The organism is Tranquillimonas alkanivorans (genome assembly GCF_900115595.1).
Classification (GTDB): Bacteria; Pseudomonadota; Alphaproteobacteria; order Rhodobacterales; family Rhodobacteraceae; genus Tranquillimonas; species Tranquillimonas alkanivorans.
In genome coordinates, this window is record NZ_FOXA01000005.1 from 172,206 (window position 1) to 192,812 (window position 20,607).

The 20,607-nt window shown below is 67.3% G+C and carries 20 protein-coding genes and 1 tRNA gene; 12 read left to right on the top strand and 9 right to left on the bottom strand.

Annotated elements, in window-relative coordinates; translation table 11 throughout:
- Positions 1–80: 80 nt before the first annotated feature.
- From BM162_RS08595 to BM162_RS08615, 5 genes are all read right to left on the bottom strand, one after another.
- Positions 81–482, bottom strand: coding sequence for a hypothetical protein (locus BM162_RS08595; RefSeq protein ID WP_093420447.1), 402 nt, complete (start codon positions 480–482; stop codon positions 81–83).
- A 36-nt stretch (positions 483–518) separates the two neighbouring features.
- Positions 519–1,205: a helix-turn-helix domain-containing protein gene (locus BM162_RS08600; protein ID WP_093420449.1), complete on the bottom strand. Its 687-nt coding sequence runs from the start codon at positions 1,203–1,205 to the stop codon at positions 519–521.
- The gene (locus BM162_RS23095) at positions 1,202–1,426 is read right to left on the bottom strand and encodes a hypothetical protein (protein ID WP_093420452.1); all 225 of its coding nucleotides are present in this window, start codon (positions 1,424–1,426) and stop codon (positions 1,202–1,204) included. Before BM162_RS23095 ends, BM162_RS08600 begins: the two co-directional genes overlap by 4 nt.
- A 13-nt stretch (positions 1,427–1,439) precedes the next feature.
- Positions 1,440–1,640 (bottom strand): helix-turn-helix transcriptional regulator, encoded by a 201-nt coding sequence (locus BM162_RS08610; protein ID WP_093420456.1) that lies wholly within the window; start codon positions 1,638–1,640, stop codon positions 1,440–1,442.
- Positions 1,641–1,863: 223 nt separating this feature from the next.
- Positions 1,864–3,123: a tyrosine-type recombinase/integrase gene (locus BM162_RS08615; protein ID WP_093420458.1), complete on the bottom strand. Its 1,260-nt coding sequence runs from the start codon at positions 3,121–3,123 to the stop codon at positions 1,864–1,866.
- Positions 3,124–3,264: 141 nt separating this feature from the next.
- Between BM162_RS08615 and BM162_RS08620 the strand changes: the two genes are divergently transcribed.
- Together BM162_RS08620 and BM162_RS08625 are read left to right on the top strand one after the other, a co-directional pair.
- Positions 3,265–3,357 (top strand) — tRNA-Lys (locus BM162_RS08620).
- A gap of 142 nt (positions 3,358–3,499) precedes the next feature.
- Positions 3,500–3,901 carry a four-helix bundle copper-binding protein gene (locus BM162_RS08625; protein ID WP_093420461.1) on the top strand — a complete coding sequence of 134 codons (402 nt, stop codon included), beginning with the start codon at positions 3,500–3,502 and terminating at the stop codon, positions 3,899–3,901.
- A gap of 3 nt (positions 3,902–3,904) precedes the next feature.
- Here BM162_RS08625 and BM162_RS08630 read toward each other — a convergent pair whose 3' ends face one another.
- Together BM162_RS08630 and BM162_RS08635 are read right to left on the bottom strand one after the other, a co-directional pair.
- Positions 3,905–4,330: a DUF2141 domain-containing protein gene (locus BM162_RS08630; RefSeq protein WP_177215103.1), complete on the bottom strand. Its 426-nt coding sequence runs from the start codon at positions 4,328–4,330 to the stop codon at positions 3,905–3,907.
- Between the two features lie 44 nt (positions 4,331–4,374).
- Positions 4,375–4,557, bottom strand: a complete 183-nt coding sequence (locus BM162_RS08635) for a DUF1674 domain-containing protein (protein WP_093420466.1) — start codon at positions 4,555–4,557, stop codon at positions 4,375–4,377.
- Between the two features lie 75 nt (positions 4,558–4,632).
- On the opposite strand from BM162_RS08635, the gene BM162_RS08640 reads away from it, so the two are divergent.
- The 10 genes from BM162_RS08640 to trxC all read left to right on the top strand — a co-directional run bounded on the left by BM162_RS08640 (position 4,633) and on the right by trxC (position 17,311).
- On the top strand, positions 4,633–5,907 hold the full coding sequence (locus BM162_RS08640) for an RsmB/NOP family class I SAM-dependent RNA methyltransferase (RefSeq protein ID WP_093420470.1): 1,275 nt from the start codon (positions 4,633–4,635) through the stop codon (positions 5,905–5,907).
- Positions 5,908–6,031: 124 nt separating this feature from the next.
- Positions 6,032–7,777, top strand: coding sequence for a heparinase II/III family protein (locus tag BM162_RS08645; protein ID WP_093420473.1), 1,746 nt, complete (start codon positions 6,032–6,034; stop codon positions 7,775–7,777).
- 17 nt (positions 7,778–7,794) lie between these two features.
- Complete coding sequence (purH, locus tag BM162_RS08650; protein WP_093420475.1) at positions 7,795–9,384, top strand: bifunctional phosphoribosylaminoimidazolecarboxamide formyltransferase/IMP cyclohydrolase; 1,590 nt, start codon at positions 7,795–7,797, stop codon at positions 9,382–9,384.
- A gap of 1 nt (position 9,385) precedes the next feature.
- Complete coding sequence (lspA, locus tag BM162_RS08655; protein ID WP_093420478.1) at positions 9,386–9,856, top strand: signal peptidase II; 471 nt, start codon at positions 9,386–9,388, stop codon at positions 9,854–9,856.
- Positions 9,857–9,909: 53 nt separating this feature from the next.
- Entirely contained in the window at positions 9,910–10,446 is a 537-nt protein-coding gene (locus BM162_RS08660) for a DUF3035 domain-containing protein (protein ID WP_093420480.1), read from the top strand.
- A gap of 129 nt (positions 10,447–10,575) precedes the next feature.
- Positions 10,576–11,940 carry a M16 family metallopeptidase gene (locus BM162_RS08665; protein ID WP_177215104.1) on the top strand — a complete coding sequence of 455 codons (1,365 nt, stop codon included), beginning with the start codon at positions 10,576–10,578 and terminating at the stop codon, positions 11,938–11,940.
- A complete protein-coding gene (locus tag BM162_RS08670) occupies positions 11,937–13,259 on the top strand; it encodes a M16 family metallopeptidase (protein WP_093420483.1) in 1,323 nt (440 codons plus the stop codon). Before BM162_RS08665 ends, BM162_RS08670 begins: the two co-directional genes overlap by 4 nt.
- Before the next feature lie 46 nt (positions 13,260–13,305).
- Positions 13,306–15,186, top strand: a complete 1,881-nt coding sequence (gene mutL, locus BM162_RS08675) for a DNA mismatch repair endonuclease MutL (RefSeq protein ID WP_093420486.1) — start codon at positions 13,306–13,308, stop codon at positions 15,184–15,186.
- A gap of 33 nt (positions 15,187–15,219) precedes the next feature.
- Positions 15,220–16,641 (top strand): DNA recombination protein RmuC, encoded by a 1,422-nt coding sequence (locus BM162_RS08680; RefSeq protein WP_245759210.1) that lies wholly within the window; start codon positions 15,220–15,222, stop codon positions 16,639–16,641.
- 247 nt (positions 16,642–16,888) lie between these two features.
- Positions 16,889–17,311: a thioredoxin TrxC gene (gene trxC, locus BM162_RS08685; RefSeq protein ID WP_093420488.1), complete on the top strand. Its 423-nt coding sequence runs from the start codon at positions 16,889–16,891 to the stop codon at positions 17,309–17,311.
- Between the two features lie 27 nt (positions 17,312–17,338).
- On the opposite strand, the gene BM162_RS08690 is transcribed toward trxC, so the two are convergent.
- Entirely contained in the window at positions 17,339–18,880 is a 1,542-nt protein-coding gene (locus BM162_RS08690) for a DUF262 domain-containing protein (protein ID WP_093420491.1), read from the bottom strand.
- A 57-nt stretch (positions 18,881–18,937) separates the two neighbouring features.
- Positions 18,938–20,593 carry an energy-dependent translational throttle protein EttA gene (ettA, locus tag BM162_RS08695; RefSeq protein WP_093420493.1) on the bottom strand — a complete coding sequence of 552 codons (1,656 nt, stop codon included), beginning with the start codon at positions 20,591–20,593 and terminating at the stop codon, positions 18,938–18,940.
- Between the last annotated feature and the right edge of the window lie 14 nt (positions 20,594–20,607).

Genomic DNA, 20,607 nt, shown 5'->3' on the forward strand with positions numbered 1-20,607 from the left:
CCCAGAATTTTTGGGGAGAGAGAAAAGAACACCCCGACCCGCGACCCCACCCAGAGCGGATGTTCCGGCCATTGGGACCATCAGCGAAACCTCCGCTTCGCTTCGGCCGTGTTGCGCGCGACGATCCCCAGCCAGCGGCCCGCGGCGGTTTCGCGGAACATCGCTGGCGGCCGGAGGCTGTCGCCGTACTCGGCCGCCCGCTCGTACCCCGTCCACCAGCCGCCCGCGACGACATCGCCCGGCTGCATCGCGGCCGCGACAGCTTGGTAGCTCGTCGCACCCTTCAGCTTCAGACCGCCGCCGAGGCGGACGCTCAGGCTGTTGCGCAGGCGCCCGGTCTTGACCGGCATTCGCCCGCCCTTGTCCTGCGGCGTCTGCGCATCCTCGAACACGTCGTGCGTCGAGCGCTGGACGACGTGGGTTGCGCGCTGCCCGACCTTGCGCGTCCACGCCCTCAAGTCCCCGAACTTATATTTCGCCATCGCAGTCTATCTCCTGTTTGATCCGCATCGGGTTGGTCATCCCCACGCCCTCGCGTCGGTGGGATCGTCGAGCGCCTCGAAGTCCTCCCGCGCCTCCGACAGCGCCCGCCGCCGCTCCTCTTCGACCCACTCTTCGAATTCGGCGTCTCCGGAGAGATGGTCCGCGCCGCAGTGATGCCCTCGCGCGGAATTCACTGCGGAGGAGTCATCTCTCTTTCTCTGCGAATGGACGGTTAATGGATGGTTAATGGATGGTTTGGGGGCAACCTCCGGCCCACCCGTGGCCAACCTCCGGCCCACCAGTGGGTGACCTCCGGCCCCCTTGGCCGGTTCGTCCATCCGCTTTGGGGGGGGCAACCTCCGGCCCTCTTGGTCGGTCGCAGACGCCTTCTCGAGCCGATGACGGCCGATCGCGTTCAGCGGTAGGGATTGCAGCTTTTCCAAGTCTATCCGGTAATTGACTGTATGGCCGCCACGACATGGGCGCGTGCCGGTTCGCGCAATCAGGCCGTCTTTCCGGAGGCTGGCCAGGACGTTCTTCACGGTCGACGTCGACTGCTCCGTCAGTTCTGAAAGCGTGTTGCGCGAGAGGTAGATGTCGTCGCCTCCAGCGTCCGCCCTGTCAGCCATCGCCAGGAGAACGCATTTCCGAGCTGCGGCCGAGGCCTTCGATGCCTTGCCAATCGCGCGCTCCTCCACCAGCTCGCGAACTCGGAAGCTCATGCGCCACTCCCGCTGCGTGTCGCGTCCGGGAACCGGCCAGCGACGATCCCGTCGGCGAAGGTCGCCACCTCGTCCGCATCATGAAAGAGGAGCCGCGCGCGCTGCGTAGGGCCGTGAACCGTGACCAGAAAGACCGGACCGCACCGGCCCTCCTGAATAGCGCACGAGACGCCGACGCCGCCGGGCGCTTCGGGGGCTCGGACGTAGACGACATTTCCCATCAGCTTGATCTCCTCATGACGCCTTCGCCTGTTTCTCGAGCCAGGCCTCGATTTCGCTTAAGCGCCAATAGCGACGGCGAGAAATTCTTGTTGGCTTGGGGAATTCCAGCTCCGGATCGTGCTGCCATCGCCAAATTGTCATGTCGCTTACGCCGCCAATCATTTCCCGAACGGCGACGGCCGGGATTAATCTGTTCTCGGTTTCAGAGGGCATGATCCGTCCTCGTGTTAGAAAGCGTGGCACACCGATATGCGAGCGTGCCGCGCCCCTTCTGACAAGGAGAAATTCTGCATCTAGGGTGTGGAGAAGGAGGGTGGCGATCCAGATATATCGCTAATAGCGATCCACGTTTCCGATTTCGCCTTTTCCCTCTGTTTCGCCCCCCAAGCGAAAGTCGCTAATTGCGATATTCCAGCGAGGCGCACTTTTAGGTGAGTTACAGCGCTTTCCCGCGCTCGAGCGGCACGACGTTGTCGGAATGCCCCTCGGCCAGGCCCGAAACGAATCGCGCCCACGCCTCGAGCGCCTGCCTTTTTTCGTCGCTGAAGTCGTGACGCTGGTAAATACCGACGATCCCGCCGCCTGTGCCCGAGACGTGATTCAGCACGCTCTCCGTCACGCGAACCGGGACCCCGAGGCGAGCCATTCCCGTGGCGGCTGTGCGGCGGAGGTCGTGAAAGCGCCAAGGCTGCAGATCGACCCGCTCGCCGCTCTCCTCCGCCGCGATCTCCTCCATCTTCCTGTGTATCCTGTCCCGCGCCTTGCTGAAGCCACTCACGGGACGCGCCCCGTTGGTCGTGAAGATCAAGCTGGTGTCGCCGATGCGATCCATGCGGTCTAGGATTTCGAGCGCCGGTCGAGACAGCGGCACCGAATGTGGTCGAGCGTTTTTTGTCCGGGCTGGGGGCAGGTGCCAGAGGTCGCCGTCGAGTTCGTCGTAGGTCATCTCGGCGACTTCCCGGAGCCGCTGTGCGGTCAACACGAGCACCTGCCCGAGCAGTCCCCACGGCTGCCCGACAGCCTCGCAGGCCCGCCAGAACAGGCGCAGTTCCGCATCGCTCAAGACGCGATCGCGCGGCACTTCCTTCGCCGGCGGCTTCAGGCCCGCTGTCGGTGCAACCTGAAGAACGTCGCGCTCGACCGCCCACGCGAAGAGTTTTCGGACGACGGCCAGTGTGCGGTTCGCCGTCACGCCGCGCCCGGTGTCCATTAGCCCGTCCAGAAGCTCGACCACATCGCGACGGGTGATCTCGTGCACGTCGCGATTTCCCCAAACCGGCACGACGTGGCGATATAGAAGGCGCCGCGCCTCCGCGCCGCTCTTCAGGGTGCTCAAGTGGCGCCGGTCGAATTGCTCGACCAGCGTTCTCACCTTGTCGCGCTCCGTCAGCTGCGCCTCGAGCCGCGCGGCCTTCGTCGCCTTCTTCTTGAGGGCAGGATCGCGTCCTTGGGCGACTTCCTCGAGCGCCTCGGCGGCCGCCGCGCGGGCGTCAGCCAAGCCCATCGCCGGCCACTTGCCGAGCGTCAATTTCTTCGACTTTCCGGCCATCCGGTAGCGGACGGCCCACGACTTCGCGCCGCTGGTTTGGAGCTGCAAATAGAGCCCCGGCAGGGCGGGATCCGGATGCTCGACTCGCCTGTCCGGGTCCGGCTTGAGAGCTTCAATCGATCGAGTGGTAAGAGCCTTGCGCGCCATGTCAGATGCTCCAATGAAATATCAGATGGTCCAGCTGGGGTAACACTGGGGTAACGGATTCATCTGATACGGAATGTTAGGCGCTGTTCCTAACTCTGTCGATTATCCTGTGTAAGCGACTGGCAAAGCTTCCGAAAAATGGAGAATCTCGGCAGGATTCGTTAGATAGCGTTTTCCCGAAGAATCTGACTTTTAATCAGTGGGTCGCAGGTTCGAATCCTGCACGGCTCACCACTCTTCTACCCGGTGACGTCATGTTGCGGGCCGCGCAGCGGTCCCGGCGGCGTGTGCCGTGTTTGCCGGAACTCCGGACGGTGCCGCGCGTCGGGCGGCAGGTGCGACACGCACTTCCACCGACGAACGTCAGGAGGACGACATGCAAACCCGAGAGATCATTGCCACCCATCCCTCCGCGCAGGGCAGCGTGAGCGAGGCACTGGTGCGCTTCATCGACGAGGCTTTCGCCTGCGCACAGACCTGTACCGCCTGCGCCGACGCCTGCCTGGCCGAGGAAAAGGTTGCCGAGATGCGCCGGTGCATCCGTCTCAACCTCGACTGCGCCGACATCTGCGCGGCGGCGGGCAAGATGGGATCGCGCCGGGCGGGCTCGAACGAGCCGGTGCTGCGCGCGACGATTGAAGCCTGCGCTGCCGCCTGCCGCGCCTGCGGTGACGAGTGCTCGACCCACGCCGAGATGCACGAACATTGCCGCATCTGCGCCGAAGCCTGCAAACGCTGCGCCGACGCCTGCGATGCCGCGCTCGCCGATATCGGCTGAGCGCTAGGGGTAGTACCGCATCCGCACCGCGACGCGGCCGCCCGGCTCCCTTATCCGGACGGCCGCGTCGCGGAAGTCGGGCGGCCCGAACCGCATGCGCGCATCGCGGCTGAAGCCGAGCCCCTCGAGCGGGCGGAAAAAGGCGCGGCGGTCGAGTTCGCCGTTGGCGTATTCATCGTGGAACGCCTGAACGGCATAGTCGCCCGGGGGAATATCGCTGAAGGTCAGGCCACTGTCCGCCGCCGGGACCCGCTCGCGATACGGGCAGGCGGGGTCGAGGAACAGCGCCTCGGGGCAGACCGCGACGAGGATTTCTCCCGCACTGTTGCGCAGGCCGGTCACGTCCACGCGCAGATCGGCCGAGAGGGCCGGCAGCGGCATCGCCGCGATGGCGGCGAGCACGGCCGACAGGATTCGCCTAGATCTCATGCGCGTCTCCCGTGCCCTGTGTGGCATGTGGCATCGGCCGCGCCTCAGAAATCGATGGCGAGGCCCTTCTTCTCCCAGTCGCCAAAGCGCACGGGTTCGGGGCCGTCGCGGCCGCCCAGTTCGGTCGGCAGTTCCAGCGCCCGTTCCTTGCGGCGGCGCTCTTCTGCCTCGGCCAGGGCGCGGCGGGCGGCGGGGGGCAGGTCGGGGCGGTCGGCGGCGTCGGACATGGGCTCGGTCCTTGTTCCTGTCGTGCCCCTGATATACGTCCGCGCGATCCGAAGCCAAGATGACGGAGGCCGTTCATGGCGAAACCCGGTCTCGCTCCGCGCCGCGCGGCGGTCGCGCTCATGGACGCAGTGACCGTCGAGGGACGGCTGATGTCCGAGGCGCTGCCCGGCGGCGTGCAGGCGCTCGACCCCGCGGACCGCGCCCGCGCCCAGCGGCTAGCCACCGGCGCACTGCGCTGGCTGGATCGGTCCGACCGGCTTCTGGGCCCTTATCTCAAGCGTCGCCCCGATCCGACCGCGCACAACGCCTTGCGCCTGGCCGTGTTCGAGATGTTCGTCGAACAGGCCGCGCCGCACGGCGTGGTGGATGCCGCCGTGTCGCTGATGCGCGCGCGGCCCGAGACCGAGCGTCAGGCGGGGCTGGTCAACGCCGTGCTGCGCAACGTGCTGCGGGCGGGCCATGAGGCGTGGGAGAAGCTGCCGCCGCCGCGCCTGCCGAAATGGCTGCGCAAGCCGCTGGTGGCCGATTACGGGAAAGATGTCGTCGCGGCGATCGAGGCCGCGCACGCGGCCGGCGCGCCGCTCGACCTGACGCCGAAGGACGGCGACGCCCCGGCACTGGCGGCGCGGTTGGGCGGCGAAGCCTTGCCCTCTGGCTCGGTCCGGCTGGTCACGGCGGGCCAGGTTTCGGCTCTGCCGGGGTTCGAGTCGGGGGATTGGTGGGTGCAGGACGCGGCGGCGGCGGTGCCGGTTCGCGTGCTGGACCCGCAGCCGGGCGAGCGCGTGCTCGACATGTGCGCCGCGCCGGGCGGAAAGACGCTCCAGATCGCGGCGGCGGGGGCGGAGGTCACGGCGCTCGACATCTCCGAAACCCGGATGAAGCGGGTGGAGGAAAACCTGACCCGCTGCGGGCTCGCCGCGCGCCCCGTCGTGGCCGACGCGCTGGAATGGGAGGCTGGCGCGCCCTTCGACGCCGTGCTGCTCGATGCCCCGTGCACGGCCACCGGCACGATCCGGCGTCATCCCGATCTGCCCTACGCCAAGGATGCCTCGGATTTCCCGACGCTCTTCGAGCTTCAGGCGCACATGATCGACCGGGCGCTGTCGCTGGTGAAGCCCGGCGGCCGGGTTGTTTTCTGCACCTGCTCGCTTCTCGTCGACGAAGGCGAGGAGCAGGTGCGCGACGCGTTGGAGCGGCATCCGGGCCTGACGGTGGATCGCGCGGCGCTCGAACGGTCGGGGATCGACCCGGCCTGGATCGGGGCCGAGGGCCTGCGGCTGCGCCCCGACTTCTGGAGCGATCGCGGCGGCATGGACGGCTTCTTCGTCACGGCGCTGACGCGGCCTTGAGCTTCTCCCGCCGGCCTTTCGGCAAGGCAATCTTAACCTTTGTCCATGACAGGACCGCCCCGCGTCCGTATGCTCGCGGAAGAGCAGGAAACCGGGAACACGCCGCAAAGGCGGGGCAGGTCGGATGTCCGGACGCGAAAGCTGGAGCACGCGCCACGCGCGGCTGATGAACCGTCTGCACGCGCGGCTGAGCACGCTGTCCCGCACCTCTCCGCGCTTCGCCGTACAGACCGAGCCTCGGACGATGGGCCAGGTCGGGCGGGGGCGGCAGTTGCTCGACGGCCAATTTCTCTTCGCCGGATACCTGGTCGAGTCCGAGGATACGGCGCCGTGGGACCTGCCCATGCCCGCCCCCCGGTTCGAGGCGGCGCTGCATGGCTTCACTTGGCTCGACGACCTTGCCGCCGATGGAACCGGCGCGGCGCGGCGGCGCGCGCGGGATTGGACGCATGACTGGGTGCGCCGCTACGGGCGCGGCAAGGGGCCGGGCTGGACGCCGGAGCTGACCGCGCGGCGGCTGGTGCGATGCATCGACCACGCCGACGTCCTTCTGCACGGCGTGCGCCGTCCCGTGGCCGAGGCGTTCCGCCGCTCGCTCGCGCATCAGACCCGCTTCCTGGCCCGCCGCTGCCGTGCCACGCCCCGCGGGCTGCCGCGGGTCGAGGCGTTGACGGCCCTGCTGCTGGCGGGACTGGCGCTTGAAGGGGCGCAGGCGCATGCCGGCCCGGCGGCCAAGGCACTGGCGCGCGAGGCCGGGCAATGCATCGACGATGGCGGCGGCATCGCCAGCCGCAACCCCGAAGAGCTGCTGGAGATCTTCACCCTGCTCACCTGGGCCTCGGCGGCGCTGGCCGAGTCCGGACGCGCGCCCGAGCCCGAGCAACTGGCGGCGGTGCGGCGGATCGCGCCGACGCTGCGCGCGCTGCGCCACGGCGACGGCGGCCTGCCGCGTTTTCACGGCGGCGGGCGCGGGGCCGAGGGGCGGCTCGAGCATGCGCTGGCGTTGTCTGCAGTGCGCTCGGGCCCGGCCGAGGGGCTGGCGATGGGCTTCGCCCGGCTGCGCCACGGCCGCACCAGCGTCATCCTCGACGCCGCCGCGCCGCCCGAGGGGGAAGCCTCGGCCAACGGACACGCCTCGACCCTGGCATTAGAGGTCACATCCGGCCGCCGTCCGTTGATCGTAAACTGCGGCACCGGCGCGGCGTTCGGGGAAAAGTGGCGTCGCGCCGGGCGCGCCACCGCTTCGCACTCGACGCTGGCGCTCGACGGGTTCTCCTCCGCGCGGCTGGGGGTCGAGGGGTTGACTGCGGGCGGCACGGCGGAACTGCTGGTCGATGCGCCCACCGACGTGCGGATGGAGCGGCACGATACCGACCTCGCCAACGGTGTTATTATGGCGCATGACGGCTATCTCGCCACCCACGGGCTGACGCATGTCCGCCAGGTCTATCTGTCGACGGACGGGCGCAGCCTTCAGGGCGAAGACCTGCTGGTGACGCTGGAGCGCCCGGACGAGCGCCGCTTCGACACGGCCCGTGATCAGGCCGGCGGTGACGGCGTGCCCTTCAAGGTGCGCTTCCACCTGCACCCCGACGTCGAGGCCGAGCACGAGGGCGACGGCCGCAGCATCCGCCTGCGCCTGCGCAGCGGCGAGGTCTGGCATTTCCGCCACCCCAACGGCGCCCGCATGTCGCTGGAAGCCAGCGTCTTTCTGGAGCCCGGTCGGCTGTCGCCGCGCGCGACGTCGCAGATCGTCCTGTCTTCTTCCGCGCGCGAATACGCCACCCGCGTCGCCTGGACCCTTGCAAAGGCGAAGGAAACGCCCGATGCCGTGCGCGACCTCGAGCGCGACGAGCTCGAGACGACCTGAGCGAAAGGGGACCACCGATGACCGACCTCCATCCCGTGCGCCGCGCGCTTCTGTCCGTGTCCGACAAGACCGGGCTCGTCGAGTTGGGCGAGGCGCTGGCGAAGCGCGGCGTCGAGCTTCTGTCGACCGGCGGCACCGCGAAGGCGCTGCGCGACGCGGGGCTCGAGGTGAAGGACGTGGCCGAGGTCACGGGCTTCCCCGAGATGATGGACGGCCGGGTGAAGACGCTGCACCCGATGGTCCATGGCGGCCTGCTGGCGCTGCGCGACGACGCGGCGCACTCGGCGGCGATGGAGCAGCACGGCATCGGCGCGATCGACCTGCTGGTGGTCAACCTCTACCCGTTCGAGGCGACGGTCGCGAAGGGCGCGGGCTACGACGAGTGCATCGAGAACATCGACATCGGCGGCCCTGCGATGATCCGCGCGGCGGCCAAGAACCACCGCTACGTCAACGTCGTGGTTGACGTCGAGGATTACGGTGCGCTGCTGGAACAGCTCGACGCGAACGACGGCGCGACCACCACCGCATTCCGTCAGAAACTCGCCCTGACGGCCTATGCCCGCACCGCCGCCTACGACGCGGCCGTGTCCACCTGGCTGGCCGGCGCGCTGGAGGATACCGCCCCCCGCCGCCGCGCCTTCGCCGGAACGCTGGCGCAGACGCTGCGCTATGGCGAGAACCCGCACCAGAAGGCCGCCTTCTACCGCGACAGATCGGACCGCCCCGGCGTGGCGAGTGCTGTGCAGCACCAAGGCAAGGAGCTGTCCTACAACAACATCAACGACACCGACGCCGCGTTCGAGCTGGTATCCGAGTTCCTGCCCAAGGACGGACCGGCCTGCGCGATCATCAAGCACGCCAACCCCTGCGGTGTCGCGCGCGGCAAGACGCTGATCGACGCCTACACCCGCGCCTTCGACTGCGACCGGACCTCGGCGTTCGGGGGCATCGTGGCGCTGAACCTCAAGCTCGACGAGCAGACCGCCGAGGAGATCGTGAAGATCTTCACCGAGGTCGTCATCGCGCCCGGCGCGGACGACGCGGCGAAAGCGGTGTTCGCCCGCAAGAAGAACCTGCGGCTGTTGACCACGGATGGCCTCGCCAACCCCGCCGAGGCGGGGACGATGCTGCGACAGGTCTCGGGCGGGTTCCTGGTGCAGGACAAGGACAACGGCCGCCTGTCGCTCGACGACCTGAAGGTGGTGACCAAGCGTGCACCGTCGGACGAGGAGATGGCCGACATGCTGTTCGCCTGGCGCGTCGCCAAGCACGTGAAGTCGAACGCCATCGTCTATGCCAAGGACGGCGCGACCGTGGGCGTGGGCGCGGGGCAGATGAGCCGCGTCGACTCCACCCGCATCGCCGCGCGCAAGGCGCAGGACATGGCCGAGGCGGTGGGCCTGCCCGAGGTGCCGACGAAAGGCTCCGTCGTGGCCTCCGACGCCTTCTTCCCGTTCCCCGACGGCCTGCTGACGGCGGCCGAGGCCGGCGCGACCGCGGTGATCCAGCCGGGCGGCTCCATGCGCGACGACGAGGTGATCGCCGCGGCCGACGAGGCGGGGCTGGCGATGGTCTTCACCGGCATGCGCCACTTCCGGCACTGACATGCGGCTTTTGTTCCTGACCGCGGCGGTCGTCTTCGTCCTCGACCAGATCACGAAGGTCATCGTCGTCCACGTGCTGAACCTGCGCTCGGTGGGCGAGATCGACGTGCTGCCGCCGTTCCTGAACCTGCGGATGGCGTGGAACCGGGGCGTGAACTTCGGCCTGCTGTCCAATGACGCCGACTTGATGCGCTGGGTGCTGATCGCGGTGGCGCTTGCCATCTCGGCTTGGGTCCTGTGGTGGATGAACCGCGACCGCCCCGGCCGCTGGTCGTTCCTGTCGGCGGGGCTTCTGGTCGGCGGCGCGATCGGCAACGTCGTGGACCGGCTGCTGTATGGCGCGGTGGCCGACTTTCTCAACATGTCGTGCTGCGGGATCGAGAACCCCTATGCCTTCAACGTCGCCGACATCGCGATTTTCGCGGGCGCGCTGGGGCTGGTGCTGTTCTCGGGCCGGGGAAAGACCCCGTGACGACCCGCGCACGATGGTCTAAACCGGGCTCGAAGAAGGCGGGGAGGGCGTCGATGGGCGCGACGACAGGCAAGATCGGTGCGGCGCTGCTGGCGGTTCTGCTGGCCGCTGGGTGCGAAAGCGGGGGCGAACCCGAGCTTCTGAACCTGCGCGCCGAGGGCCGGGGCCCGGACGAGTTCGCCATCGTGCCGAACAAGCCGCTCCAGTCGCCTCCGGACTTCGCCGCGCTGCCCGCGCCCACGCCGGGCGCCGGCAACCTGACCGATCCCACGCCCGAGGCCGACGCGGTGGCGGCGCTTGGCGGCAGCCCGGCCGCGGTGCGGCGGGGCGGTGGCGTGCGCGATCCGGGCCTCGTGGACTACGTCACCCGCTTCGGCGTGCAGCCCGGCATCCGCCAGGACCTGGCCGCCGCCGACCTCGAATACCGCCGCCGTCACCGCGGCCTGCTGTTCGAGCGGATGTTCAGCATGAACACCTACTTCGACGCCTACGAGCCCTATTCGCTGGACCAGTACCAGGAGCTCGAGCGCTTCCGCGCCGCGGGCGTGCGCACCCCGGCCGCTCCGCCGCCGGAGGCCGCCGCCGAATAGGCGCTGCGTGAGCGTGCGACAGCGCCCACGGGCTCTCACAACCCCGACAGGTGGCACCGGGCGGCATTGAACCCGCGCAGGGCGGGCGTAGATTGTGCCGTGACTTCCGACGGATCACAGGGAACGCCCATGCTGCGCAGCCTCGCTCTCGCCGCCTTCGCCAGCCTCGCCGCCACGCTGCCCGTGCGCGCGGCCGAGGAGGAGGTGACGACCTTCACGCTCGAAAACGGGATGGAGGTCGTGGTGATCGAGGATCACCGTGCCCCCGTCGTCGTTCACATGGTCTGGTACAAGACCGGCGCCGCCGACGAGCCCGCGGGCACCTCAGGCATCGCGCACTACCTCGAACACCTGATGTTCAAGGGCACCGACGACCTCGCCCCCGGCGAGTTCTCGGAAATTGTGGCGGCGCAGGGCGGCACCGACAACGCCTTCACCTCCTACGACTACACCGCCTATTTCCAGCGCGTGGCCGCCGACCGGCTTGGCCTGATGATGGAGATGGAGGCCGACCGGATGCGCGACCTCGAACTCGACGCGGCCGACATCGTGACCGAGCGGCAGGTCGTCGTGGAAGAGCGCAACCAGCGGACCGAGAACGACCCCGGCGCGCTGTTCTCGGAACAGCGCAGCGCGGCGCAGTACCTCAACCATCCCTACGGCACGCCGATCATCGGCTGGATGCACGAGACCGAGAACCTGACCCTTCAGGACGCGCTCGACTTCTACGAGACGTTCTATGCCCCCAACAACGCCATCCTGATCGTCGCGGGCGACGTGGACCCCGAAGAGGTGAAGGCGCTGGCCCAAGAGCATTACGGCCCGCTGGAGCCGACCGAGAACCTGCCCGAGCGCGAGCGCCCGCAGGAGCCGCCGCAACTGGCTGAACGGCGCATGGTGTACGAGGACGCGCGCATCGCGCAGCCCTACGTCATTCGCACCTACCTCGCCCCCGAGCGGGACGCGGGCGACCAGGAAAAGGCCGCGGCGCTGACGCTGCTGGCCGAGGTGCTGGGCGGCTCGTCGCAGACCTCGGTCCTGGGCCGCGAGCTTCAGTTCGAAGAGCAGACCGCGCTCTATACGTCCGCCTTCTACAGCGGCGTGTCGCTCGATGACACGACCTTCGGGCTGGTCATCGTCCCCGCCCCCGGCGTGTCGCTGGAAGAGGCCGAGGCCGCGCTCGACCGCGAGGTGGCCGAGTTCCTCGAGGAAGGCGTTGACCCCGAGCAGCTCGACCGCATCAAGATGCAGCTTCGCGCGTCGAACATCTATGCGCAGGACAGCGCGCAGGCCCGCGCCCGCCGCTACGGGCAGGCGCTGACCAGCGGCCTGACCGTCGAGGACGTGCAGGCCTGGCCCGAGATCCTGCAGAACGTGACCGAGGAAGACATCATCGCGGCCGGCCGCGAGGTGTTCGACCGTGACAACGCCGTGACCGGCTGGCTTCGCGCGCCCGAGGGGGCCGAGGCCGCCGCCGAAGAGGTGACCCAATGATCCGTTTCGCACTCGCCTTCGGGCTCGCCGTCGTCGCGGCGCTGCCCGCCCGCGCCGCCGTGAACATCCAGGAAGTGACCTCGCCCGGCGGCATCACCGCCTGGCTGGTCGAAGAGCATTCGCTGCCCTTCATTGCGCTCGAGATCCGCTTCAAGGGCGGCGCCTCGCTCGACCCCGAGGGCGAGCGAGGCGCGGTGAACCTGATGACGGCGCTCATCGAGGAAGGGGCGGCCGACCTGGACGCACAGGAATTTGCCGCCGCGCGCGAGGCGCTGGCCGCCAGCTATTCGTTCGCAGCCTATGACGACTCCATCGCCGTCTCGACCCAGTTCCTGACTGAGAACCGCGACGAGGCGGTCGAGCTTCTGCGCAAGGCGCTGATCGAACCACGCTTCGACGAGGATGCGATCGAGCGGGTGCGCCAGCAGGTGATCTCGGGCATCCGCTCGGACGCCACCGATCCGAACGCTGTGGCCGGCCAGACCTTTGATGATCTGGCCTTCGGTGACCACCCCTACGGCTCGGACCGCAGCGGCACCGTGGAAAGCGTGTCGGCCCTGACGCGCGAGGACATCGTCGAGGCGCACCAGCGCACGCTGGCCCGCGACCGCATCTATGTCGGTGCGGTGGGTGACATCACGCCCGACGAACTGCGCGGCCTGCTCGACGATCTGTTCGCCGGCCTGCCCGAGGAAGGCGCGCCGATGCCGGACGAGGCCGAGTTCCAGCTGACCGCCGACATGACGGTGGTGCCCATGGACACGGCGCAGTCGGTCATCATGTTCGGCCACGAGGGGATCGAGCGGCACGATCCCGACTTCTTCCCCGCCTATGTGGTGAACCAGATCTTCGGCGGCTCGGGCTTCGACAGCCGCCTGATGGAAGAGGTGCGCGAGAAGCGGGGCCTGACCTACGGCATCGGCACCTACCTCGCCCCGATGGAGCATGCCGAGCTGATCCTGGGGCAGGCGTCGACTGCCAACGCCCGCGCGTCCGAAACGATCGACGTGATCCGCGACGAGTGGGAGCGTATCGCCGAGGACGGCGTGACCGCCAAGGAACTGGAGGACGCGAAGACCTATCTCACCGGCGCCTATCCCCTTCGGTTCGACGGTAACGGGCGCATCGCCGACATCATGGTGGGCATGCAGATGGACGACCTGCCTATCGACTACATCGCCACCCGCAACGACAGGATCGAGGCGGTGACGCTGGAAGAGGCCAACCGCGTGGCCGAGCGCATATACCGCCCCGAAGACCTGCATTTCGTGGTGGTCGGAGAGCCCGAGGGGCTGGACGGCGAGACCGTCGCCAACTGATTTCTCCGGTGGCAGAATCGTGGGCGGGCGTGCTAGTCGTTGTGGTATGCCCGCTTCGCAACCCAACATAAGCCAAGTTCGCCCCGTCATCCGGCAACTCGACGACGCCGCGATCAACCGCATCGCCGCCGGCGAGGTGGTCGAGCGCCCAGCCTCGGCCGTCAAGGAACTGGTCGAGAACGCGCTCGACGCCGAGGCCCGGCGGATCGAGATCGCCTATGCCGACGGCGGCAAGTCCTTGATCCGCGTGACGGACGACGGATGCGGCATGTCGCCCGAGGATCTGCCGCTGGCGCTGTCGCGCCACGCGACGTCCAAAATCGACGGCTCCGACCTGCTCAACATCCAGTCCTTCGGCTTCCGCGGCGAGGCGCTGCCCTCGCTCGGCGCCGTCGGCCGCCTGACCGTCACCAGCCGCGTGGCGGGTGGCGAGGCAGCGGTCCTGTCGGTCGCGGGCGGCCAGCTCGACCCGGTGCGCCCGGCGGCGCTGAACTGCGGCACGGTGGTGGAGTTGCGCGAGCTCTTCTACGCCACGCCCGCGCGACTGAAGTTCATGCGCTCGGACCGGGCCGAGGCGCAGGCCATCGGCGACGTGGTCAAGCGGCTGGCGATGGCCGAGCCCTTCGTGTCATTCGTGCTGCGCGACGTCACCGGGGGCGGCGAAGGCCGCGTCGTGTTCCGCGCCGACGCGCAGACCGGCGACCTGTTCGACGCGCTGCATGGCCGGCTCGCCCGCGTGCTGGGCGCGGAGTTCGCCGAGAACGCGCTGAAGGTCGATGCCGAGCGCGAGGGGCTGCGGCTGGCGGGCTACGCCGCGCTTCCGACCTATTCCCGCGGCTCGGCGGTGGCGCAGTACCTGTTCGTCAATGGCCGTCCCGTGCGGGACAAGCTGCTCTACGGCGCGCTGCGCGGGGCCTATGCCGACTTCCTCAGCCGCGACCGGCACCCGGCGGCGGCGCTGTTCATCGACTGCGAGCCGACGCGCGTGGATGTGAACGTGCACCCCGCGAAATCCGAGGTCCGCTTTCGCGAACCCGGCGTCGCGCGGGGGCTCATCGTCTCGGCCCTGCGCCACGCGCTGGCGGAGGCCGGGCACCGCGCATCGACCACCGTGGCCGGCGCGACGCTGGGCGCCATGCGGCCCGAGCCGCAGGGCGCGCGCGTCTACCAGATGGATCGCCCCTCGCTCGGCGCGCGCACCGCGTCCTATGCCGCTCAGGCCCCGGCGGCGCCTCAGGGCTTCGCGGAGCCGTCCTTCTCCGAACCTTCCTTCGCCGGCACCAGCGCCCGCGTGGAGCCGGTGGTCGAGGACGCGCCGTCGGAGAGCGCCGAACCGCCCGCCACCGAGCGCCCCCTCGGCGCAGCGCGGGCGCAGGTGCACGAGAACTACATCATCGCCCAGACCGCCGACGGCATCGTCATCGTCGACCAGCACGCCGCGCACGAGCGGCTGGTCTATGAAAAGCTGAAAAAGCAGATGGCCGAGAACGGCGTCGCCAGCCAGGCCCTGCTGATCCCCGAGATCGTGGAGCTGTCCGAGGGCGACGCCGGGCGACTCCTGGACATGGCCGGCGACCTCGCCCGGCTCGGCCTGGTCGTCGAGCCCTTCGGTGGCGGTGCGGTCGCGGTGCGCGAGACGCCCGCGATCCTGGGGCACGTCGATGCGAAGGCGATGCTGCGCGACATCCTGGACGAGCTTGACGACCTCGGCGAAAGCCTGACCGTGCAGGCCCGGATCGAGGCGGTGCTGTCCCGCGTCGCCTGCCACGGCTCGGTCCGCTCGGGCCGCTGGATGCGCGGGGAGGAGATGAACGCGCTTCTGCGCGAGATGGAGGCGACGCCACATTCCGGCCAGTGCAACCATGGCCGTCCCACATACGTCGAACTGAAACTCGGCGATATCGAGCGGCTTTTCGGCCGCACCTGAGCCCCCGGCAGAGGGGCGGACATTGAGGACACGATGCTGCAACAGGCGCTCGCGCTCGACCCCGAACTGTACCTCGCCGCCTGCGGCGCGCTCGCGCTGCTGTTTGTCGGCGCCTCCGCCCTCGCCATGTCGCGCGGCGGCACGATCCGCGAACAGCGGCGTGAACTCGACGCCCTGCGCCGCGTGCGCGAGGAACTCGCCGCCACGCGTGCGCAGGCCGAACGGCTGCCGCAGGTCGAGGCCGAACTGCGCGAGGTCCGCGAGGAGAGGAATGACGAGACGCGCCACCGCCACCGTCTGGAATCGGAACTCCACACCACCCGCCAGGCCCACGAGGCGCGGCTGGAGGAGTTGCGCGGCATGAAGGCCGACCTCGAGGACCGCTTCGCCAAGCTGGCCTCGGGCGTGCTGCAGACCAACTCCGAGCGGTTCCTGGGCCTCGTCACCGAGCGGTTCCAGAAGCACAGCCAGGCCGCCGACGCCGACCTGAAGAAGCGCGAGGAAGCGATCCAAAACCTCGTCAAGCCTCTGGACGAGAAGCTCGGCGCTTTCGATCAACAGATCAAGGAGATCGAGAAGGCCCGTAACGAGGCCTACGGTGCGATCCGGGCGCAGGTGCGCGAGCTGACGGACGGGCAGAAGTCGCTGGGGCTGGAGACGCGCAAGCTCGTCCAGGCCCTGCGCGCGCCCAAGACCCGCGGCCGCTGGGGCGAGATGCAGCTGCGCCAGGTGTTCGAGATGGCGGGCATGGCCGAGCGCGTGGATTACGTGCTGGAGAAGACCATCGACACCGACGGAGGTGTGCGCCGCCCCGACGCCGTCGTGCACATCCCCGGTGGCAAGAGCATCGTCGTGGACGCCAAGACGCCGCTCGAAGCCTATCTGGATGCGCTGGAGGCCGAGACGCCGGACCTCCAGCAGGAAAAGCTGCGCCTGCACGCCGCCCACGTCCGCAAGCACGTGCAGGTGCTGGCGTCGAAGGCGTACCAGGACAACATCCCCACCACGCCCGACTTCATCGTGATGTTCATCCCCGGCGAGACCTTCGTCTCGGCCGCGGTCGAGGCCGACCCGGGCCTGATCGAGTTCGCCTTCGAGAAGAAAGTGCTCATCGCCACGCCAACCACGCTGATGGCGCTGGTGAAGGCCATCGCCTATGGCTGGCAGCAGGAGAAGATGGCCGAGAACGCGGTCGAGGTGCAGAAGCTGGCCAAGGAGCTTTACGACCGCCTGGGCACCTTTGCCGGGCACCTGGAGCGGGTGGGCCGCTCGCTCGGCCAGTCGGTGGAGCACTACAACAAGGCGGTCGGATCTCTGGAAGGGCGCATCCTGCCCTCGGCGCGGAAGTTCGAGGCGATGGGCGTCGTCTCGGCCCGCGACTCCATCGCGCCGGCGCAGTCGGTCGAAAGCGAGCCGCGCAAGCTGTCCGCGTCGGAGTTCGTCGAGGAGAGTTGACAGCTGTCAATTGTGGGGGTGAGGGGGGGGCTACCGTATTGCGTGTGCCGGGGAGGCCCCGGCTTGCGCGGGGGGTGACACCGGGGGAAACGGTGGGCATCCCCCTGTCATCCCCACGCAAGTGGGGACCTCCCACCACCCGCCATCGCGCACCGCCACGGACGCCACCGGGAAGCTGAACACCACCCTTGCACCTCCCCCGCCCACAACACATCTTCCGAACGGAATGCGTTACAGGAGCCCGCCCATGTCTACCGTCAAACTCGTCTGCCTCGATTGCGGCCAGGTGAACCGCGTGCCGTCCGAGCGGCTGGAGCAAGGGCCGAGATGCGGGACCTGCGGCGCGGGGCTGGCCTCGGGCAAGGTGGCCGAGGTGGACCTGGCGACGCTGCAGAAGGCGGCGAAGACGGACGAGCTGCCGCTGGTGGTGGACTTCTGGGCGCCTTGGTGCGGCCCCTGCCGGATGATGGCGCCCGAGTTCGCCAAGGCCGCCACGACGCTCAAGGGCCGCGCCCGCCTGGTGAAGCTGAACACCGAGGCCGACCCCCAGGCCGGCGCCCGCTACGCCATCCGAGGCATCCCGACGATGCTCCGCTTCGAGCGGGGGCGGGAGACGGCCCGCCAGTCGGGGGCGGTCAGGGCAGAGGCGATCGTGGGGTTTGCGGGGTAGGTAACCTAGTGCAGTCTGATTGCTGCCTCACAGGTCTCCGTTGCACAAGCTCTCAACGTGCCTAGCAATCTCCTCAGAGCGCGCTGCCAAGAAGTCGTCGTATGTGAGCGTCGAGTAGTCGGTAACCTCTGGCGACGGCATTAGGTTCGATGCGAACACGCCTTCGGCTTCAGAAGCCAACTCATTTATCGCTGCCGGCAAGTACTCGTGCGGTGGCGTGTCTGAAACCTTGTTGTTCTGGGAGGCGGAAAGCATGCAGATGTTGGAAAGAGAGTCGATGTTCGTGATTTTCTCTGCCTTGAGCCAAGCCTGCGGGTAGATGTGGTGATACTGCTTGTTGTTGTATGTAGATAAAGCATCTACCAAGTCCACTGCTGCGCCGTTCGTGATATTGCGCGGACCTGATTTTGCCAATGCGATCACAAATGCCTTAGCAATGGCCGCACGAAAATGAAACTTTGTCGATCTTATTGCGTCAGCTTTCGGTGCTTGCCCGAAATGATCAGCGGCACCTTCGCCACGCAGGATCCAAGCAATTGCGCTCCCGATTGAAGAGGTGACGAAGGCTTCAGATGCGCCTCGAAAGTGTTGGGAGAAAGCGGTGCGCCAGAACCACTGCCGAAGTCTCCTGTTTTGTACTGCGGTGAGGTTCTTCTCTTCGCTGAAAATTTTTCTCATGCATATCATATGGGCGTCATATGGCATGAAGGACATCGCTTGGATGCCGAAGTCTTTCTGAAGATAGTCGATTGTCTTCCTCAACGCCTCTTTTGTTTCAGAGGTCGCGGATTCAATCTTGCCTTCTTCCTGTTCGCGCAGTTTCAGTACATCCTCCTTCTTTACGGAGGAGATCAATTGCGCTGAGATGCATTTCAGAATCGTTTCGTTGGTAATTCCTGCAAATCCCTTGGGCTTTAGCTCGTCTGAGATAGTCTGAGCGTGATCTGCAAGATCAAAAGTTTGAGACCAAGTTGCGGCGGCGACTAGGTCGAAGGTTGAAAGTCGTGTTCCTGAGCTGTTGATGCGCTCGAAGATAGGGCAAACTTCCTCAACACTAAGGTCCCGAAGTTCGACCACTGGAATGCGATACCCAGTGACTGCACCTATTAGAGAGTCTAGGCGCTCTTGAAGCTCCCCGCTGTCCTCAAGGCGTTGTAGTTCGGTTCGAAAATTGAGCAGATCGGTGGTTCTGTAGGCGAACCGCAGAGGGAAATGGTGCTTTTCTCGATTCTCTGGCTCTGTGGCGAATTCTTCCTTGCGAAGATCGTAGATCGGAGAAAACCCTGTTTCCGCTGCTGCGGCGCCAAGCGCAGAGTATATAACGGTGATGCGCTGTTGCCCGTCTAGGACATACTTTGTGGGCGTCATCTCGTCCGTTTCAGGAAGGCGAAATCGTCCTAGCTCACGCTCAGACTTGAGTTTCTCTGTCGTGCGCCAGAGTAGAACGCTTCCGACTGGATAGCCGCGAGCGATGCTGTCAACCAGCTTAAGTGCCTGTTCATCGTTCCACACAAAAGGCCGCTGAAACTTAGGTACCTTAATCTCGCCTTTCCGAACGTCAGCGATCAAGTCCTCGAAAACGCTTCGGTCGAAAGTCTACCCCGTACGTGCGCTACCATTTACCCCTCACCTCGCAAACTTCTTGTACTTGATCCGCTTCGGCTCCAGCGCGTCGTCGCCCAGGCGGCGCTTCTTGTCTTCCTCGTATTCCTCGAAGTTGCCCTCGAACCATTCCACGTGGGCCTCGCCCTCGAAGGCGAGCATGTGGGTGCAGATGCGGTCGAGGAAGAAGCGGTCGTGCGAGATCACGACGGCGCAGCCCGCGAAGTCCACCAGAGCGTCCTCGAGCGCGCGCAGCGTCTCGACGTCGAGGTCGTTGGTCGGTTCGTCGAGCAGAAGCACGTTGCCGCCGGACTTCAGCAGCTTGGCCATGTGAACCCGGTTGCGCTCACCGCCCGAAAGCAGGCCCACCTTCTTCTGCTGGTCGCCGCCCTTGAAGTTGAACGCCCCGCAATACGCGCGGGAGTTCACCTCGGCATTGCCCAGCGGGATCAGCTCGGCCCCGCCCGAGATCTCTTCCCACACGGTCTTGTTCGGATCGAGCGCGTCGCGCGACTGATCGACATAGGACAGGTCCACCGTGTCGCCGTACTCGATGCTGCCTTCGTCCGGCTGCTCCTGCCCGGTGAGCATGCGGAACAGCGTGGTCTTGCCCGCGCCGTTGGCGCCGATCACGCCAACGATGCCGCCCGGCGGCAGCGAGAAGGACAGGTCCTCGATCAGCAGCTTGTCGCCCTTGGCCTTCTTCAGCCCCTCGACCTCGATCACCTTGGAGCCCAGCCGCTGGCCGTTGGGGATGACGATCTGCGCCTTGCCGACCCGCTCGCGCTCGGTCTGGTTGGCGAGTTCGTTATAGGCGTTGATCCGGGCCTTCTGCTTGGCCTGCCGGGCCTTCGCGCCCTGGCGCATCCACTCGAGCTCGCGCTCGAGCGTCTTCTGGCGCGACTTGTCCTCGCGCGCCTCCTGCTCGAGCCGCTTGGCCTTCTGTTCCAGCCACGCGGAATAGTTGCCCTCGTACGGGATGCCCCGGCCGCGGTCGAGCTCCAGCATCCAGCCGGTGATCTCGTCCAGGAAGTAACGGTCGTGGGTGACGATCAGGCAGGTGCCCTTGTAGTCGATCAGGTGCTGTTGCAACCAGGCGATGGTCTCGGCGTCCAGGTGGTTGGTCGGTTCGTCCAGAAGCAGCATGTCGGGCTGTTCCAGCAGCAGCCGGCACAGCGCCACGCGGCGCTTCTCGCCGCCCGAAAGCTGGTCGGGCATGGCGTCGTCGGGCGGGCAGCGCAGGGCCTCCATCGCCACGTCGATCTGGCTGTCGAGGTCCCACAGGTCCTGCGCGTCGATCTCGTCCTGCAGCTTCGCCATCTCCTCGGCCGTCTCGTCCGAGTAGTTCATGGCCAGCTCGTTGTAGCGCTCGAGGATCTCGCGCTTGGCCTTCACGCCCTCCATGACGTTGCCGCGCACGTCGAGGTCGGGATCGAGCTCGGGCTCCTGCGGGAGGTAGCCCACGTGCGCCCCCTCGGCCGCCCAGGCCTCGCCCGAGAAGTCCTTGTCGATGCCGGCCATGATGCGCAGCAGCGTCGATTTACCTGCGCCGTTGGGGCCGACGACGCCGATCTTCACGCCGGGCAGGAACGACAGGCGGATGTTCTCGAACGTCTTCTTGCCACCGGGATAGGTCTTGGAGACGCCGTCCATGTGGTAGACGTACTGATACTTGGCCATCTGGGGTCCTCCGG

Bases quoted from the DNA above. Each gene is read 5' to 3' on its own strand.
- BM162_RS08670 (WP_093420483.1), top strand. From the start codon at position 11,937: ATGATCCGTTTCGCACTCGCCTTCGGGCTCGCCGTCGTCGCGGCGCTG.
- BM162_RS23095 (WP_093420452.1), bottom strand. From the start codon at position 1,426: ATGGGAAATGTCGTCTACGTCCGAGCCCCCGAAGCGCCCGGCGGCGTC.
- BM162_RS08630 (WP_177215103.1), bottom strand. From the start codon at position 4,330: ATGAGATCTAGGCGAATCCTGTCGGCCGTGCTCGCCGCCATCGCGGCG.
- BM162_RS08595 (WP_093420447.1), bottom strand. From the start codon at position 482: ATGGCGAAATATAAGTTCGGGGACTTGAGGGCGTGGACGCGCAAGGTC.
- BM162_RS08660 (WP_093420480.1), top strand. From the start codon at position 9,910: ATGGGCGCGACGACAGGCAAGATCGGTGCGGCGCTGCTGGCGGTTCTG.
- mutL (WP_093420486.1), top strand. From the start codon at position 13,306: ATGCCCGCTTCGCAACCCAACATAAGCCAAGTTCGCCCCGTCATCCGG.
- purH (WP_093420475.1), top strand. From the start codon at position 7,795: ATGACCGACCTCCATCCCGTGCGCCGCGCGCTTCTGTCCGTGTCCGAC.
- BM162_RS08600 (WP_093420449.1), bottom strand. From the start codon at position 1,205: ATGAGCTTCCGAGTTCGCGAGCTGGTGGAGGAGCGCGCGATTGGCAAG.
- BM162_RS08645 (WP_093420473.1), top strand. From the start codon at position 6,032: ATGTCCGGACGCGAAAGCTGGAGCACGCGCCACGCGCGGCTGATGAAC.
- trxC (WP_093420488.1), top strand. From the start codon at position 16,889: ATGTCTACCGTCAAACTCGTCTGCCTCGATTGCGGCCAGGTGAACCGC.
- BM162_RS08610 (WP_093420456.1), bottom strand. From the start codon at position 1,640: ATGCCCTCTGAAACCGAGAACAGATTAATCCCGGCCGTCGCCGTTCGG.
- lspA (WP_093420478.1), top strand. From the start codon at position 9,386: ATGCGGCTTTTGTTCCTGACCGCGGCGGTCGTCTTCGTCCTCGACCAG.
- BM162_RS08625 (WP_093420461.1), top strand. From the start codon at position 3,500: ATGCAAACCCGAGAGATCATTGCCACCCATCCCTCCGCGCAGGGCAGC.
- BM162_RS08665 (WP_177215104.1), top strand. From the start codon at position 10,576: ATGCTGCGCAGCCTCGCTCTCGCCGCCTTCGCCAGCCTCGCCGCCACG.
- ettA (WP_093420493.1), bottom strand. From the start codon at position 20,593: ATGGCCAAGTATCAGTACGTCTACCACATGGACGGCGTCTCCAAGACC.
- BM162_RS08680 (WP_245759210.1), top strand. From the start codon at position 15,220: ATGCTGCAACAGGCGCTCGCGCTCGACCCCGAACTGTACCTCGCCGCC.
- BM162_RS08635 (WP_093420466.1), bottom strand. From the start codon at position 4,557: ATGTCCGACGCCGCCGACCGCCCCGACCTGCCCCCCGCCGCCCGCCGC.
- BM162_RS08640 (WP_093420470.1), top strand. From the start codon at position 4,633: ATGGCGAAACCCGGTCTCGCTCCGCGCCGCGCGGCGGTCGCGCTCATG.
- BM162_RS08615 (WP_093420458.1), bottom strand. From the start codon at position 3,123: ATGGCGCGCAAGGCTCTTACCACTCGATCGATTGAAGCTCTCAAGCCG.